General features: G+C 68.5%; 14 protein-coding genes. 7 read left to right on the top strand and 7 right to left on the bottom strand.

Annotation, left to right across the window (positions count from 1 at the left end; translation table 11 throughout):
* The first annotated feature begins 127 nt into the window (after positions 1-127).
* Both BUE42_RS01300 and BUE42_RS01295 read left to right on the top strand, forming a co-directional pair.
* Positions 128-1231 carry an ABC transporter substrate-binding protein gene (locus tag BUE42_RS01300; protein ID WP_073462288.1) on the top strand — a complete coding sequence of 368 codons (1104 nt, stop codon included), beginning with the start codon at positions 128-130 and terminating at the stop codon, positions 1229-1231.
* A gap of 129 nt (positions 1232-1360) precedes the next feature.
* Positions 1361-2476 carry an ABC transporter substrate-binding protein gene (locus tag BUE42_RS01295; protein WP_073462287.1) on the top strand — a complete coding sequence of 372 codons (1116 nt, stop codon included), beginning with the start codon at positions 1361-1363 and terminating at the stop codon, positions 2474-2476.
* Here the strand turns inward: BUE42_RS01295 and BUE42_RS01290 are convergent, their stop codons facing one another.
* From BUE42_RS01290 to BUE42_RS01280, 3 genes are all read right to left on the bottom strand, one after another.
* Complete coding sequence (locus BUE42_RS01290) at positions 2477-3253, bottom strand: DUF1295 domain-containing protein (RefSeq protein ID WP_073462286.1); 777 nt, start codon at positions 3251-3253, stop codon at positions 2477-2479. It lies immediately after the preceding gene.
* Positions 3250-4326, bottom strand: coding sequence for an SAM-dependent methyltransferase (locus BUE42_RS01285; protein ID WP_073462285.1), 1077 nt, complete (start codon positions 4324-4326; stop codon positions 3250-3252). Before BUE42_RS01285 ends, BUE42_RS01290 begins: the two co-directional genes overlap by 4 nt.
* Positions 4327-4405: 79 nt before the next feature.
* Positions 4406-5845 carry a wax ester/triacylglycerol synthase family O-acyltransferase gene (locus BUE42_RS01280; RefSeq protein ID WP_235002009.1) on the bottom strand — a complete coding sequence of 480 codons (1440 nt, stop codon included), beginning with the start codon at positions 5843-5845 and terminating at the stop codon, positions 4406-4408.
* A gap of 103 nt (positions 5846-5948) precedes the next feature.
* On the opposite strand from BUE42_RS01280, the gene BUE42_RS01275 reads away from it, so the two are divergent.
* Positions 5949-6206 carry an acyl-CoA-binding protein gene (locus BUE42_RS01275; protein ID WP_073462283.1) on the top strand — a complete coding sequence of 86 codons (258 nt, stop codon included), beginning with the start codon at positions 5949-5951 and terminating at the stop codon, positions 6204-6206.
* Complete coding sequence (locus BUE42_RS01270) at positions 6203-7372, top strand: acyltransferase family protein (RefSeq protein ID WP_073462282.1); 1170 nt, start codon at positions 6203-6205, stop codon at positions 7370-7372. Before BUE42_RS01275 ends, BUE42_RS01270 begins: the two co-directional genes overlap by 4 nt.
* 42 nt (positions 7373-7414) lie before the next feature.
* Here BUE42_RS01270 and BUE42_RS01265 read toward each other — a convergent pair whose 3' ends face one another.
* From BUE42_RS01265 to BUE42_RS01250, 4 genes are all read right to left on the bottom strand, one after another.
* Positions 7415-7753, bottom strand: coding sequence for a polyhydroxyalkanoic acid system family protein (locus BUE42_RS01265; protein WP_073462281.1), 339 nt, complete (start codon positions 7751-7753; stop codon positions 7415-7417).
* Between the two features lie 18 nt (positions 7754-7771).
* Positions 7772-8866 carry an aminopeptidase gene (locus tag BUE42_RS01260; protein WP_073462280.1) on the bottom strand — a complete coding sequence of 365 codons (1095 nt, stop codon included), beginning with the start codon at positions 8864-8866 and terminating at the stop codon, positions 7772-7774.
* A 28-nt stretch (positions 8867-8894) separates the two neighbouring features.
* Complete coding sequence (locus BUE42_RS01255) at positions 8895-10052, bottom strand: ABC transporter substrate-binding protein (protein WP_073462279.1); 1158 nt, start codon at positions 10050-10052, stop codon at positions 8895-8897.
* 129 nt (positions 10053-10181) lie between these two features.
* On the bottom strand, positions 10182-12212 hold the full coding sequence (locus tag BUE42_RS01250) for a molybdopterin-containing oxidoreductase family protein (protein ID WP_073462278.1): 2031 nt from the start codon (positions 12210-12212) through the stop codon (positions 10182-10184).
* Positions 12213-12364: 152 nt separating this feature from the next.
* Here BUE42_RS01250 and BUE42_RS01245 point away from each other — a divergent pair, with 152 nt between their 5' ends.
* The 3 genes from BUE42_RS01245 (at position 12365) to BUE42_RS01235 (ending at position 15937) form a co-directional block, all read left to right on the top strand.
* The gene (locus BUE42_RS01245; protein WP_073462277.1) at positions 12365-13492 is read left to right on the top strand and encodes an ABC transporter substrate-binding protein; all 1128 of its coding nucleotides are present in this window, start codon (positions 12365-12367) and stop codon (positions 13490-13492) included.
* A 26-nt stretch (positions 13493-13518) separates the two neighbouring features.
* Positions 13519-14649 (top strand): ABC transporter substrate-binding protein, encoded by a 1131-nt coding sequence (locus tag BUE42_RS01240; protein WP_083613790.1) that lies wholly within the window; start codon positions 13519-13521, stop codon positions 14647-14649.
* Positions 14650-14734: 85 nt separating this feature from the next.
* On the top strand, positions 14735-15937 hold the full coding sequence (locus BUE42_RS01235; protein ID WP_073462275.1) for a M20 aminoacylase family protein: 1203 nt from the start codon (positions 14735-14737) through the stop codon (positions 15935-15937).
* Positions 15938-15941: the final 4 nt, after the last annotated feature.

Here is a 15941-nt window from a genome sequence, read left to right as displayed (position 1 = left end):
CATTTCGTCCACTTGACGTGCTCGCGCAGTCGTTACATGTGAAAACATCCCGCCCTGCCGTGCGCCGTCGGGACAGTGAGTCGACACGGCCCGCGGCCCATGCCCCAGGGATAAAACCGGAGACTCCATGAAGAAGCTTCTTTGCGCGCTGGCCTTGTCCAGCCTCGCGGCCAGTGCGGCCGCCCAGATCATGATCGGCCAGACGGCAGGCTTCACCGGCGCGGTCGCCGCCGGCGTCAAGGAGACCACCGACGGCGCGAAGATGTACTTCGACGCGGTGAACGCGCGCGGCGGCATCAACGGCCAGCCCATCGAGTTGGTCTCGCTGGACGACAAGTTCGATCCGAAGCTCGCGGCCGAGAACGCTAAGAAGCTGATCACCGAGAAGAACGTGGTCGCGCTGTTCCTGGTGCGCGGCACGCCGCACACGCAGGCGATCGCGCCGCTGCTGGCCGAGTACCGGGTGCCGCTGGTCGCACCGTCGACCGGCGCGATGGTGCTGCACAAGCCGGTCAACCCGTACATCTTCAACGTGCGCGCCACCTACCAGCGCGAGGCCGAGCGCGCGATCCGCCACCTGAGCCTGATCGGCATGGAGCGCATCGCGGTGCTGCACGTCGACGACAGCTTCGGCACCGATGCGGTCGTCGGCGCCACGGCCGGCTTCACCGCGGTCGGCAAGCAGCCGGCAGCGGTCGAGAAGTTCGACCGCGCGAAACCCGACTTCAGCGCGATCGTGCCGAAGATGGTCAAGATGAACGTGCAGGCCGTGCTGTTCATCGCCTCGGGCGCCGTTGTCGCCGAAGGCACGAAGGCGCTGCGCGATGCCGGCAGCCCGGCGCAGATCGTCACGCTGTCGAACAACTCGGCCGGCGGCTTCATCACCTTGATGGGTGACAACGCGCGCGGCGTGATCGTCACGCAGGTGTTCCCGTACGAGCGCTCGATCGCGTCGCCGATCGTCAAGGAAGCGACCGAGCTCGCGAAGGCCAAGGGCTTCGATGCGGTGTCGCCCGCGATGATGGAAGGCTTTGCCGGCGCGAAGGTGCTGGTCGAAGGCCTGCGCCGCGGCGGCGGCACGCCGACGCGCGACAAGCTGCTCGCGGCGCTGAACAACCTGCACAAGTACGACATCGGCGGCATGGAGGTCAGCTACAGCACGACCGACCACAGCGGTCTCGATTTTGCAGATCTCTCCATCATTGGAGCCGACGGCAAGTTCCGCCGCTGAACACTCCGCGCAGCACGTCACGCCAGCCCCGGCGTGACGCGCAGACAGGCGTACTGCACGCAGGCACGCCCGCCCTGCCCGTGAAACCATGGATTTCCTTGAGTTTCACGAACAGAGCGGAGACACCTGATGAAGCAGTACCTCGGTGCGTTGGCCCTGGCGGCCACGATGATGTCGATCGGCGCCCCCGCCGCAGCCCAGCTCCTGATCGGACAGACCGCCGGCTTCACCGGACCGGTGGCGGCCGGCGTGAAGGAGAACACCGACGGCGCGAAGCTCTACATCGACTCGATCAATGCCCAGGGCGGCGTGCACGGCCAGCAGATCCAGCTGGTCTCCACCGATGACCAGTTCGACCCCGCGCTCAGCGCCGAGAACGCGAAGACGCTGATCGTCGAGAAGCGCGTGCTGGCGATGTTCCTCGGCCGCGGCACGCCGCATGCGCAGGCCCTCCTGCCGCTGCTGACCGAGCACCGGGTGCCGATGATCGCGCCGTCGACCGGCGCGATGGCGCTGCACAAGCCGGTGCACCCCTACGTCTTCAACGTACGCGCCACCTACCAGCGCGAGGCCGAGCGCATGATCCGCCATCTGAGCCTGGTCAGCGTCGACCGCATCGCGGTGCTGCAGGTCGACGACAGCTTCGGCGCCGATGCGGTGCAGGGCGCGGTGGCCGGCTTCGAGGCCATCGGCAAGAACCCGGCGATGCTCGCGAAGTTCGATCGCAGCCAACCCGATTTCAGCCAGCTGGCGCCGCAGGTGGCGAAGTCCGGCGCGCAAGCGGTGCTGTTCATCGGCTCGGCCGGCGCGGTGGCCGAGGGCACGATGGCGCTGCGCAAGGCCGGCTCGATGGCGCAGGTGGTGACGCTGTCGAACAACGCCTCCAGCGGCTTCATCAGGGCGATGGGCGACTACGGCCGCGGCACCATCGTCTCGCAGGTGTTCCCGTACGAGCGCTCGATCGCGTCGCCGCTCGTCAAGGAAGCGCTGGAACTCGCGCGGGCACGCAAGCTCGACGGCGTCTCGCCCGCGATGATGGAAGGCTTTGCCGCCGCGAAGGTGCTGGTCGAAGGCCTGCGCCGCGCCGGCCCGAACCCGACGCGCGAACGGCTGGTGGCCGCGCTGAACGGCATCAACCACTACGACGTGGGCGGCATGGACATCAGCTACAGCACCACCGACCACACCGGGCTCGATTTCGCCGACCTGTCGATCATCGGCCCGGACGGCAAGTTCCGGCGCTGATCAGCGCTTCGGCCACCACGGCACGAACGCGCTGGTGCGCAGGATGTAGTCGCGGTAGGCGGGGCGGCGCTCGCCGATGTCCTGCTCGAGCAGCGTGACGCCGGACACCTTCAGCAGCAGCGTCGTCATCACGAGCGGCGAAACGATGCTCCAGGCGCCGCCGGCCGGCACCGCCATCAGCCACAGACCCCACCAGGCGCAAGCCTCGCCGAAGTAGTTCGGGTGGCGGCTCAGCCGCCACAGGCCGCGGTCCATCACCTGGCCCCGGTTCGCCGGGTCAGCCTGGAAGCGCGCCATCTGCGCATCGGCAACCGCTTCGAACACGATGCCGAAGGCAGCCAGCGCAGCGCCGATGCCACCGGCGACGCCGAACGGCGCATCGATCGCGAAGCCGGCGAGGAAGGGCATCGCGACGATCCACGCGATCGCCGCCTGCAGCCCGAACACCAGGTAGAGGCTCTTGAACGCGAAGTTCGGCTGGTTGCGCGCACGGATCGCCTGGTAGCGGCGGTCTTCGCCATGGCCCCAGTTGCGCCAGCTGATGTAGATCGCCAGCCGCAGCGCCCACACCAGCAGCAGCGCACCCATCGCGAGGGCGCGCGAGCCCGAAGCCGGCAGCACGACGGCATACGCCAGCGCCGAGGCTGCGATCAACGCCGACCACCAGCGATCGACCAGGCTCGCATCGTGGCGCATCACGCTGCCCGCCCACGCGACCCCTGCGAGCGTGGCACTCGCCGCCAGGCCCCATGGCGCCACCGGCAGCAGGTCGGTCATGCGCGCCGCTCGAACAGCGCATGGCTGACGAACCACTGCTGCCCGTCATCGTGGCCGAACAGCTCGGCGCAGGACATGAAGAACAGCCGCCAGCGCACCCACCACAGCGCCGATTGCTGCGCGCCGTAGCAGCCGTCGAACACCGGCTGCAGCGTGGCGCGGCGGGCGTCCATGTTCTGCAGCCAGGCCTCGGCGGTGCGCTGGTAGTGGGTGCCGTCCCAGCGCCAGCGCTGCAGCAGCCGCAGGTCGTCCTGGAAGTTCAGCGCCAGGTCGTCGCTCGGCATCATGCCGCCGGCGAAGAAGTGCTCGCTCATCCAGTCGCTCGCATCGCGCGCGACGAACGCATACGGCGTGCTGCGGTGCGCGAACACGTGCATGAAGAAGCGCCCGCCGGGCCGCAGCCAGCCGGCAACGCGGCGGAACGCCTCGGGCCAGTTGCGCAGGTGCTCGAACATCTCGACCGACACCACGCGATCGAAGCGGTCGATGATGCCGAAATCCGCCGGATCGAACTCGTTCATGTCCTGCGTGACGACGCGCAGGTTCGACAGCCCGCGCTGCGCCGCCTGGGCCTCGATGTGGGCGCGCTGCGAGTGCGAGTTGGAGACCGCGGTGATGCGGCTGCCCGGGAAGCGCTCCGCCATCCACAGCGACAGCGAGCCCCAGCCGCAGCCGAGCTCGAGCACGTCCTGCCCGTCGAACAGGCCGGCGCGCTCGCAGGTGAGGGTCAGCGCGGCGGCCTCGGCGGCGTCCAGCGTGGTGATGGCGGCGTCGGACGGCTCGCCCCACCAGCAGCTGCTGTATTTGCGATGGCTGCCCAGCACGCTGCCGAAGAACGCGGCCGGCAGTTCGTAGTGCTGTTCGTTGGCCTTCTCGGGCAGCAGGGCCAGCGGCGCGCGCCGCATGCCGGCGATGAACTCGGCCGTGAGTTCGGCCGACGCGGCGACGTCATCGGCCCGGATCTCGTGCAGGCGCTCCTTCAGCAGGCGGCGAATGCCGAGCCGGACGACGCGGTCGGGCACGAGCCCCTGCTCGACCCAGTTGACGACACGGGCCGTGGACGAAGCGGACATGCGGAATCTCCTGGAAAGCACCGGGGAAACCACTCCATACGCAGCGACCGCCTGTCCGGATGCACGGAGCCCGGATGCCTCACTCCCACGGGAGCATCAGCGTGACCATCAACAGCTTCTCGAACTCCGGCTCGAAGCGCTCGACGATCGCCTGCGGGTCCTTGCACAGCGCATCGTCCGTCACCAGCCCGAACTGCACGCCGCCGCCGTAGCTCAGGATGCTGACGCCCACGCCGATGTGCCCCGACTGCGGCACCCAGAACATCGTCTGGCGCAGCGTCGAGCCGCAGAACTTCAGCGGCGCGGCCGGCCCCGGCACGTTGGTCATCACCGCGGTCGCCTTCTTCGCGAACAGGTTCAGCAGCGCATCCTGGGCCGGCTTGATCAGCAGCCCGGCCACCGACAGCACCGCGAACGCGAGCAGCGGCTGGTAGCTGCCCTTCAGGTCGGTCATGCGCGCTCGCACCGCGTAGACGCGCTCGACCGGGTTCGCGATGCCGATCGGCAGCACCAGCGGCACCAGCCCGAAACGGTTGCCGAGCTGGTGCGCCTTCTCGAGCGGGCGCAGGTTCACCGGCACCATCGCGCGGATCTCCTGCCCGTCGGGGTTCTCGCCGCGTGCGCGCAGGTAGCCGCCGATCGCGCCGGCCACGCAGGCCAGCAGCACGTCGTTGACCGAGCAGTTCAGCGCGCGGCCGATCGCCTTCACCTGGTCGAGCGGGATCGGCTCGCCCCAGGCCACGTGCTTGCGGCCGACCGGCGTGCCCTTCAGCGAGGTCGGCGAATCGTCGGGCATCAGCGCGAGCGCCGCCACGTCGCTCAGCACCTGGTAGCCGGTGCGCGCCATGTCGAGCGAACCCAGCAGCGGCTGCTGCGGGTGCGCCAGCATCTCCATCGACTTCGCGATGCCGCCGCCGTACATGCCGATCGCCTTGACGGTCAGGTCGGTCAGCGGCTTGACGACCGCATCGGACAGCCAGTCAGCATCGCCGTCGTCGTCGGCCGCCTTGCCGCGCGTGCGGCGCGGTGGCGGATCCTGCCCGCCGTCGGTGATCGACAGCATCACCGAGATCAGCGCGATGCCGTCGGCGATGCAGTGGTGCACCCGGGCGATCAGCGCGCTGCCGCCCTCGTAGTCGTCGATCAGGTGGAACTGCCACAGCGGGTGCGCGCGGGCCAGCGGCGTGCTGCTCAGCTCGGCGACACGCTCCTGCAGCGCCTGGCGCGCCGACTGGCCGCGGGCACGGTGCAACGGCTCGTGCAGCACGTGCTGCTGCAAGTCGAAGGCCGGGTCGTCGACCCAGCTCGCGCCCATCGCGTCTTCCACCACCTTCTGGCGGAAGCGCCCGTACTTCAGCAGCTTGTCCTCGACGCGCTCGCAGAGCGCGGCGTGCGTGATGGCCGGCTGCAGCAGCCACACGCCGACGATCATCATCAAGTTCACGTCGTTGTCCATGCGCAGCCAGGCGGTGTCGACGCGCGACATGCGCTGGGTTGCGGCGTGGGGGGAGGTGGGCATCGTCGGGGTCTCCTGGGGGCGTGTCTTGTTCTGCGGGGCACGATGATGGGTAACATTCGCCGCGTCAATGCCGACTTTCACCCACGCATCACCGGAGACCTTCATGGCCGACCTCAAGACCCAGTTCGACGCCGCCGTGGCCGACTCGAAGAACCTGCCCGAGAAGCCCGACAACATGACGCTGCTCAAGATCTACGCGCTGTACAAGCAGGCGAGCAGCGGCGACGTGGACGGCAAGCGTCCCGGCTTCACCGACATGGTCGGCCGCGCCAAGTGGGACGCCTGGGATGCGGTGAAGGGCAAGTCGGGCGACGAGGCGATGCAGGAGTACGTCGACCTGATCGAATCGCTGAAGGAGTGACGCGCGATCGCCAGCCCGGGCTGGACACGCTGCGGGCGCTGGCGATCCTCGGGGTCTTCGCGTACCACTACCGGGTGTTCGTCAGCGGCGAGAACACCTTCGGCTGGGCCAGCGCGGTCGGCTGGACCGGCGTCGACCTGTTCTTCGTGCTGAGCGGCTACCTGATCGCCAACCAGCTGCTGGGCGGGCTGCTCTCGGGGCGGCGGCTGTCGTTCGGCGCGTTCTATGCGCGGCGCGCGCTGCGCACGCTGCCGAACTTCTGGGTCGTGCTGGCGCTGTTCTTCCTGTTCCCGGCGGTGATGGGCGGGCGCGAACCGCCGCCGCTGTGGCGCTTCCTGAGCTTCACGCAGAACATCGAGCTGCAGCCGGGCACCGCGTTCTCGCACGCCTGGTCGCTGTGCATCGAGGAGCAGTTCTACCTCGGGCTGCCGCTCGCGCTGTGGGCCGTGACGCGGCTGCGGCACCAGCGGGCACTGGCCTGGGCGCTGATCGGCGCGCTGGTGCTGGCAGCGATCGCCTGGCGCAGCATGCTGTGGCTGCAGTACGGCCGCGAGGCCGGCGGCGCGATCGAGCGCTACTACCCGACGGTGTACTACGGCTCGCTGTCGCGGCTCGACGAGTTCCTGCCTGGCGTGGCACTCGCGCTGCTGAAGAACGGACACCCGCAGGCCTGGGCGCGCGTCACGCAGCATGGGAAGGCGCTGTTCGCGGCCGGGCTGGCCGCGTCGCTCGCGATGCTGTGGGGCCTGATGAATTTCTACGAGATCGACGGCTACGGGTATGGCTACCTGATGAGCGGCTTCGGCTACTCGCTGATGGCGATGGCCTGGGCGCTGCTGCTGCTGAGCGCGCTGAGCCGCGGCTCGCCGCTGCAGCGCTGGCGGGTGCCCGGCGCGGCGTCGCTCGCGCTGTGGTCGTACGCGCTGTACCTGACGCACAAGCCGATCGCGTTCATCGTGAACCGCCAGCTCAAGCCGTGGGCGCTGCCGACGCCGCTGCTGGTCATCGCGATCTCGGCCGCCTGCCTGCTGGGTGGCTGGCTGCTGTTCAGGCTGGTCGAGACGCCGTTCATGCGGTGGCGGGACCGGTGGGTGCCGCGGCAGTTCGATGCGAGCGAGATGACATCGCGTACCGCGCCGGCGGGAGTCGGAACCCGTTCGCCCTGAGCAGGGTTCTTTTGCAGCGGCCCGGTCGATCAGCGTTCTCGATCAACGGCCCTTGGTCTTCTTCGCTGCGGCCTTCTTCGCCGGCGCCTTGCCGCCCGCCAGCAGCGCATCCAGGTTCTTCTCGATCTCGCCCTGGATCGTGCCGGCGAAGGCGCCCATCAGGAAACCCAGCTTCGCCTGCAGGTCGAAGTGGTCGGCCGCGACGACCAGCTCGCCACTGACGCCTGATCGCTTGAACTCCACCGTGTCGGTGTCCTCGCCTTCGATCACGGTGCATTCCATCTCGAACTTCTTCTCGGCCTCTTCGGCCCATTTCCACGCGATCTCGCGCGCGCGGGCCAGGCCCAGGTCGTGGTCGCGGTGGATGTGGATGTCGGGCATGTCGGTCTCCTCGGGTCTTTATGGGGTCGCCGTCGCAGCGCCGGCGGATTGGAGTGTCGCGCGCCGCTCGTCGCGCGGCAACGCGGCGATGCGCCGCACCTCGGCGTAGAAGCGGTCGAAATCACGGCCCTCGCGTTCGAACAGGCGCTCGAACTGCGGCACCAGCTCGTTGTAGGCGGCCAGCACGCCCAATGACGCATTGTTCGCGCGCTCGAACCAGCCGTCGTAGCCCGCATAGCCGGCCCACGCGCCGGCCTTCAGCGCGGCGTAGTCGGCACGCAGCGCCGCCATGCGCTCGGCCTTCGCGCCGCGCTTGTCGGCATCGCTGCGGCCGCTGCGGTAGATCGCGTCGAGGTCGCTGCGCGCCTGCATCGTCAGCGCACGGAACTCCTGGCGCCGCTGGTCGTAGCGCTCGTACTCGTCGCGCGCCGCGGCCGTCGACTTCTCGACCAGCCAGCGCGTGCCGCCGATGCGCTCGACCGCGGTCGCGAACGACTCGTTGAACATCGTGTCGTCCTTCGCGAAGGCCACCTGGTGCGCCAGCTCGTGAAAGATCAGCCGCGCCAGTTCGCCTTCGGGCCAGCGGATGAAGGTGTTCAGCAGCGGGTCGCTGAAGAAGCCGCCCGGCAGCTTGCCGAGCGTCGAATAGGCCGGCACCGCGTACACGCTGACCTCCAGCCCCTCGGCGCGCAGCTCGTCGCCCTGCGCGTTGGCGGCCGGCTGGTCGAAGTAGCCGCGGTAGCCGACGCAGCCGGTCACCGGGTAGCACCAGGTCTTCAGTTGCAGGCTCAGTTCAGGCGCGGCCACCACGTTCCACACCGCGGCGTTGCGGTGCAGGTCGGCATAGCGCCGGTAGCTCGCGTTGTCGGGCAGCTTCAGTTCGCTGACCGCGTAGTCGCGCATGCGCTGCGTCAACTGCAGGCGCTCGCGCAAGGGCTCGGCCGTGGCCGGGTCGGCGATCCAGTCGCTGACCGGCTTCGCCTGGTTCAGCAGGCTCAGGTGGCCGCCGACCGATTGCGCCAGGTAGCGCACCGAGCCGCAGCCACTGAGCGAGCCCAGCAGCACGACCACGCCGACCGCCATCCACCACTTTTTCTTCACCGAAACTCGCATCGCGCGAGTCTAGGCGAGCTGACCAGGCTCAGCTCAACCGGCGCCCGTTGGCCCCGAGCACCGCCAGGCCGACGTAGCGCGAGGCCACGTACGGTGCCGTGCCGCCGAAGCCGAGCGACAGCTCGCCCAGGTTCAGCTGCTTGAGGCCGGTCAGCGCCAGGCGCAGCTTGTCGCGGGTCACGTCGCGGCCGGCGCGGCGCAGCCCCTCGGCCACCACCATCGCGTTGACATAGCCTTCGAAGCTGCTGGCGCCGAACTCTTCGCGGCCGATCGCGCGCATCGCCGCCTGGTAGCCGCGCACTGATTCGAGCTTCGGCGACACCGCATCCGGAAACACCTGCGACAGCGCGATGCCCTGCGACGCGGCGCCCAGCTTGGACAGCTCCGACGAGATCACCGACACCGACAGCCCGACCATCGGCAGTCCGGCCATGCGCGCGCGCAGTTGCAGCATCAGCGCCGTGCTGGTCGTGCCCGTCGTGCCGAAGAACACCACATTGGGCTTGGCCGCGAGCAGCTGCTCGACGACCTGTGCCACGTTGGAGCCGTCGACCGCCGCCGGCAGCGTCGTCACCGCCTGCAGCCCGGCCGCCTGGAGCGCGGCGGTCGCGTCCTTCGCGACCTCCTTGCCGAACGGGTTGTCGAGGTAGACCAGCGCGATGTCCTTCAGGCCCATCGCCACCAGCTGCTGGGTCACGCGCGTCACCTCGTCGGTGTAGCTCGCCCGCACGTGGAAGACGTTGCGCTGGCCCGGCTGGCGCAGCGACGATGCGCCGGTGATCGGCCCGACATACGGCACGCCGGCCTGCTCGATCGCCGGGATGATGGCGGCGTTGTTCGCGGTGCCGATGCACGAGATCAGCGCGAACGCGGTGTTGCCCTCGATCATCTGCTTGACGTTCTCGACGGTGCGCGCCGGCACGTAGCCGTCGTCCTTCATCAGCAAGCGCAGTTCGCGGCCGTGGATGCCGCCGGCCTTGTTGATCGCCCCGAAGGCGGCCGAGATGCCGGCATTCTGGTCACGACCCGAGCCGGCCAGGATGCCGCTCAGCGCGGCCGAACTGCCGAGCGTGACCTGGCCCGCGCTCAGGCCCTCGTCGGCCCCATGCGCGACATGAACCCAGCCGGCGCCGCTCGCCGCCGCCACACCCTGTACACACGAACGCAAGAACGACCGACGCTTCATCGCTACGACTCCAGGCGAAAAGCAGTCACTCTCGGGGCAGCGCGGGAGACCACCTGTCCCGGCCGCGACACCGGCGAATACATCGCGGGGAAACGTGAAGCCCGTCACCGGCCTCGCGGCCGGCCTGCATCATTCACGCGACACTTCGACCAGGCAGTCGTAGAAGCTGGGCGCGCGGCCGAGGTCGGTCAGGCGCTGGTGGGTCAGTTCATTGACGTTGGTGCCGCGCACGCCGAGCTTGCGCCACCAGATGCCCAGGCCGTTGACGACGCCCGGCCGCGCGCGCTGGCTGACCACCGCCTTGCACCAGTACTCGCCACGGTCGTTGAAGACCCGCACCAGCTCGCCGCCGGTGATGCCGCGCCGCTGCGCATCGTCGACGTGGATCTCCAGCACCGGCTCGCCCTCGATGTCGCGCAGGCTCTGCACGTTGACGAAGCTGGAGTTCAGGAAGTTGCGCGCCGGCGGCGAGATCATCGCCAGCGGGTAGCGCTGCGCGAGTTCGGGCGTCGAGCTGGCCGATTCGTAGTTCGGCACATGGTCGGGCACGCCCCAGCCCGGCGCGTCGATCGTGCAGCGGCCGCTCGCGGTCGGGAAGCCGCCGTCGGCGAACGGCGCCTCCGCGATCGCCAGCTTCACCCAGTGCTTCTCGCGCAGTTCGTCGAAGTCGACGACATCGCGGCCGAAGGCCTGGCGCGCGAGGGCTTCGTCGCTGTCGCTGAAGCACGGCGCATCGAAGCCCATGCGCGCGGCGAGCTCGCGGAAGATCTGCGTGTTCGGCTTCGCCTCGCCGACCGGCGCGATCGCCGCCTCGTTGATCAGCACGTAGGTGTGGCCGTAGCTGGTGTGCACGTCCAGGTGCTCCAGCTGCGTCGTGGCCGGCAGCACGTAGTCGGCGTGGTCGGCGGTGTCGGTCATGAAGTGCTCGAGCACGACGGTGAACAAGTCGTCGCGCCGGAAGCCCTTCACGACCTTCGGCGACTCGGGCGCCACCGCGACCGGGTTGCTGTTGTAGACGATGAGCGCCTCGATCTTCGGGCCGAACGCCGCCGAGCTGTCGCGCAACAGGTCGTCGCCGATCGTGCTCATGTTGATGGTGCGCGGGCGCCGGCCGGCCAGCAGCTCGGGCCGCTGCAGCGCCGCCTTGTCGGGATGGAACCAGCCCGACGCCGACAGCAGCATGCCGCCCGCGCGGTGCCGCCACGCGCCGGTCAGGCACGGCAGGATCGCCACCAGCCGCACCGCGTTGCCACCGCCGCGCACCCGCTGCATGCCGTAGTTCAGGCGGATCGCGGCCGGCCTGGTCGTGCCGTAGTCGCGGGCCAGGCCGCGCACCTCGTCGGCGCTGATGCCGCAGGTCTCGGCGGTGCGCTCGGGCGTCCAGGCCATCGCGCGTTCGCGCAGGGCCGGCCAGCCTTCGGTGTGGCGTTCGATGTAGTCGGCATCCAGCCAGTCGTTGACGACCAGCTCGCGCATCAGCCCGAGCGCGAGCGCACCGTCGGTGCCGGGCAGCAGCGCGATGTGCTGGTGGCACTTGTCGGCCGTCTCGGTCTTGCGCGGGTCGATGCAGACGAGCTTCGCGCCGTTGCGCTTGGCCGCGTTCGCGAAGGTCCAGAAATGCAGGTTCGACGCGATCGAGTTGCTGCCCCAGATCACGATCAGCTTGCTCTCGGCGAAGTGCTCGACGTGCATGCCGACCTTGCCGCCGTAGGTCGCCATCAGCGCTTCAGCGCCGGCCGAGGCACAGATCGTGCGGTCGAGCAGCGAGGCGCCCAACTGGTGGAAGAAGCGCCCGGCCATGCTCTCGCCCTGCAGCAGGCCCATCGTGCCGGCGTAGCTGTACGGCAGGATGGCCTGCGGCGCGCGCGACGCGATTTCGCCGAGGCGCGCAGCGATGTCGGACAGCGCTTCATCCCAGCTGACGCGCACGAACTGCCCGCTGCCCTTGGTCCCGACCCGCTTCAGCGGATGCAGCACCCGGTCCGGGCTGTAGGTTCGTTCGGTGTAGCGCGACACCTTGGTGCACAGCGCACCGTGCGTGGTCGGGTGACCGGCGTCGCCTTGTATGCGAATTGCGCGACCGTTCTCAACGGTCACGCGAATGGCGCAGGTGTCTGGACAGTCATGCGGGCACGCCGCCGCAACAGTTCGTGAACTCATCGCGGCACTATTGCACAAGCTTCCGGATGTATGTACCTGCTTGGTAATGAACCGCACCGTTTGTACCGATATGGACGGATATCCTTACGCCCCAGCAAACGGCCCGCCGAGTCGTAACAAGCTGCAACAAATTTGTCAACGGAACTTGCCCCATGAAACGTCGTGTACTTCTCAAAGGTGTTGCCGCCGGCAGCGCCATGTTGGCGTTGCCTGCGCTGGCACAAAGTGACCGTCGGCTCGTGCTGGGCCAGTCCGCCGCCTTCACCGGCCCGGCCGCGCAGTTGGGCATCCAGATGAACCGCGGCGCGCGCGTGTTCTTCGATGCCTTCAATGCCGCCGGTGGCGCCAACGGCCACACCGTCGAATTGAAGACACTGGACGACGGCTATGAGCCGGACCGTTGCAAAGCCAACACCGACCGCTTCATCAAGGAAGACGTGTTCGCGCTGTTCGGCTATGTCGGCACGCCGACCTCGCTGGCCGCGCTGCCGCTGGTCAACGAGAGCAAGATGCCGTTCTTCGGGCCGTTCACCGGTGCCGAGGCGCTGCGCGAGCCGTTCAGCAAGTCGATCTTCCACGTGCGGGCGTCGTACTACGACGAGACCGCGCTGATCGTGAAGAACCTGACCCAGCTGAGCCTGAACAAGATCGCGGTGTTCTACCAGAACGACGCGTACGGCAAGGCCGGCCTGGAAGGCGTGACACGCGCGCTGAAGCCGCTGAACCTCGCGCCGGTCGCGCTGGGCACCGTCGAGCGCAACACCGTCGCGGTGAGCCAGGCGGTGAAGGACATCGTCGCGAAGCTGCCCGACGCGGTGGTGCTGATCAGCGCGTACAAGTCGTGCGCGGCGTTCATCCGTGAAGCCCGCAAGGCCGGCTACGGCGGCACCTTCTACAACGTGTCGTTCGTCGGCACGCAGGCGCTGGCCGACGAGCTCGGCAAGGAAGGCCGCGGCATCATGATCAGCCAGGTGATGCCGTTCCCGTTCTCGACGACCACGCCGATCTCGCGCGAGTACCTCGAAGCAGTGGCCAAGGCCGGCGGCGACGCGACGCCGAACTACTCGAGCATGGAAGGCTACCTGGCGGCGAAGGTGTTCGCCGAGGGCCTGAAGCGCGCCGGCCGCGCGCCGTCGCGCGACGCGCTGATCGCCGGGCTGGAGTCGATCCAGAACGCGAACTTCGGCGGCTTCAACGTGCACTTCGGAGCGAAGGACCACGTCGCGTCGAGCTTCGTCGACGTCTCGATGCTGACCGAAGACGGCAAAGTCCGTCGCTGATCCCTGTTCAATCGTTTGGAGTTCTTGTGAATCGTCGTCATTTGCTGCGCCTGGGCGCATTGGCCCCGGTGGCCCTGGCCTTTCCGAAGCTGGCGACCGCCGCCTCGTCCAAGATCGTGCTCGGCCAGTCGGCCGCGTTCTCCGGTCCGGCCAGTGCGCTGGGCGAGCGCTACAAGGAAGGCGCACTGCTCGCCTTCGAACGCGTCAATGCGCGCGGCGGCATCAACGGCCGCACGATCGAGCTGCGCAGCGTCGATGACGGCTACGAGCCCGACCGCTGCGCCGAGAACACCCAGAAGCTGCTGAAGGACGACGTGTTCGCGCTGTTCGGCTACATCGGCACGCCGACCTCGGTGGCCGCGCTGCCGCTCGCGACCGCGGCGCGCACGCCGTTCTTCGCACCGTACAGCGGTGCCGAGGCGCTGCGCTCGCCGTTCAACCGCATGGCTTTCCATGTGCGCGCGTCGTACAACGACGAGACCGCCGAGATCGTCAAGCAGATCACCTCGATCGGCATGAAGCGCATCGGCGTCTTCTACCAGAACGACAGCTACGGCAAGGCCGGCCTCGACGGCATGACCGCGGCGCTGAAGGCGCACAACCTCGCCGCGGTGGGCCTCGGCACGGTCGAGCGCAACACGGTGAACGTGGACGCCGCCGTGGGCACGATCCTGGCCGACAAGCCCGACGCGATCGTGCTGATCAGCGCCTACAAGTCGTGCGCCGCGTTCATCCGCGCGGCCCGCAAGCAGGGCTTCAGCGGCAGCTTCTACAACGTGTCGTTCGTCGGCACGCAGGCGCTGGCCGCCGAACTGGGCCAGGACGCCCGCGGCGTCGCGATCAGCCAGGTGATGCCGCTGCCGTTCAGCGCGACGGTGCCGATCTCGGCCGACTACCTGTCGGCCGGCAAGGCGCTGGGCGCGAAGTTCGAGCCCAACTACGGCGGCATCGAAGGCTTCGTCGCGGCGCGCACCATCATCGAAGGCCTGCGCCAGGCCGGCAACAACGTGACGCCGGAGACGCTGGTGACGGCACTGGAGAACATGCCGGAGCTGAACCTCGGCGGCTTCTTCGTCGACTTCACCGACCGGTCACATGCCGGCTCGAAGTACGTCGACATGACGATCCTGACGGCCGAAGGCAAGGTCCGGCATTGAAGGTCCGGCATTGAGTTTCGGGGTGGCCCCGTCGGACAAGGGCCACGAGTAAACTGGATCGCTTCGCACGAGCTGGAGCGTTTCCATGCAGTTGATCGAATCCATCCTGGCCGATGCCGCGGCCGTCACGGCGATCCGACGTGACATCCATGCCCACCCCGAACTCTGCTTCGAGGAGAAGCGCACCGCCGACGTCATCGCGAAGGCGCTCACCGACTGGGGCATCCCGATCCACCGCGGCCTCGGCACCACCGGCGTCATCGGCATCGTGAAAGGCACCGCGGGCACGAGCGAGCGCGCCGTCGGCCTGCGCGCCGACATCGACGCGCTGCCGATGACCGAGAAGAACACCTTCGCGCATGCCAGCACCCACGCCGGCAAGATGCACGCCTGCGGCCACGACGGCCACACCGCGATGCTGCTGGCGGCCGCGAAGCACCTGTCGAAGAACCGGAACTTCGACGGCACCGTCTACCTGATCTTCCAACCGGCCGAAGAAGGCGGCGGCGGCGCCCGCGAGATGATCAAGGACGGCATCTTCGACAAATTCCCGATGGAAGCGGTATTCGGCGCCCACAACTGGCCCGGCATGAAGGTCGGCCAGTTCGCGCTGAAGAACGGCCCGTGCTTCGCATCGAGCAACGAGTTCCGCATCGTGATCCGCGGCAAGGGCTCGCACGCCGCGATGCCGCACAACGGCATCGACCCGGTGCCGATCGCCTGCCAGCTGGTGCAGGGCTTCCAGACCATCATCACGCGCAACAAGCGGCCGATCGACGCCGGCGTGATCTCGGTGACGATGATCCATGCCGGCGAAGCCACCAACGTGGTGCCCGACAGCGTCGAGATCCAGGGCACCGTGCGCACCTTCACGCTCGAGGTGCTCGACCTGATCGAGAAGCGCATGAAGGAGGTGGCCGAGAACCTGTGCGCCGCCTTCGATGCCGGCTGCGAGTTCGAATTCACCCGCAACTACCCGCCCACCATCAACCACCCGGTGGAAACCGAGTTCGTGCGCGGCGTGATGGCCGACGTGGTCGGGGCCGAGAACGTGCAGGAGTTCGAGCCGACGATGGGCGCCGAAGACTTCAGCTACTTCCTGCTCGAGAAGCCGGGCTGCTACTTCCTGATCGGCAACGGCGACGGCAGCCACCGCATCGGCGGCCACGGCATGGGCCCGTGCATGCTGCACAACCCGAGCTACGACTTCAACGACGACCTGATCCCGCTCGGTGCGACGCTGTGGGTGCGCTTGGCCGAGCAGTGGCTTTCGCAGCCGCGGCGCTGAGGTC

Origin of the sequence: Rhizobacter sp. OV335 (assembly GCF_900142965.1) — a bacterium.
GTDB lineage: Bacteria > Pseudomonadota > Gammaproteobacteria > Burkholderiales > Burkholderiaceae_C > Rhizobacter.
Note: the sequence above shows the minus strand (reverse complement) of the source record. Positions and strands in the feature narration are given on the sequence as shown.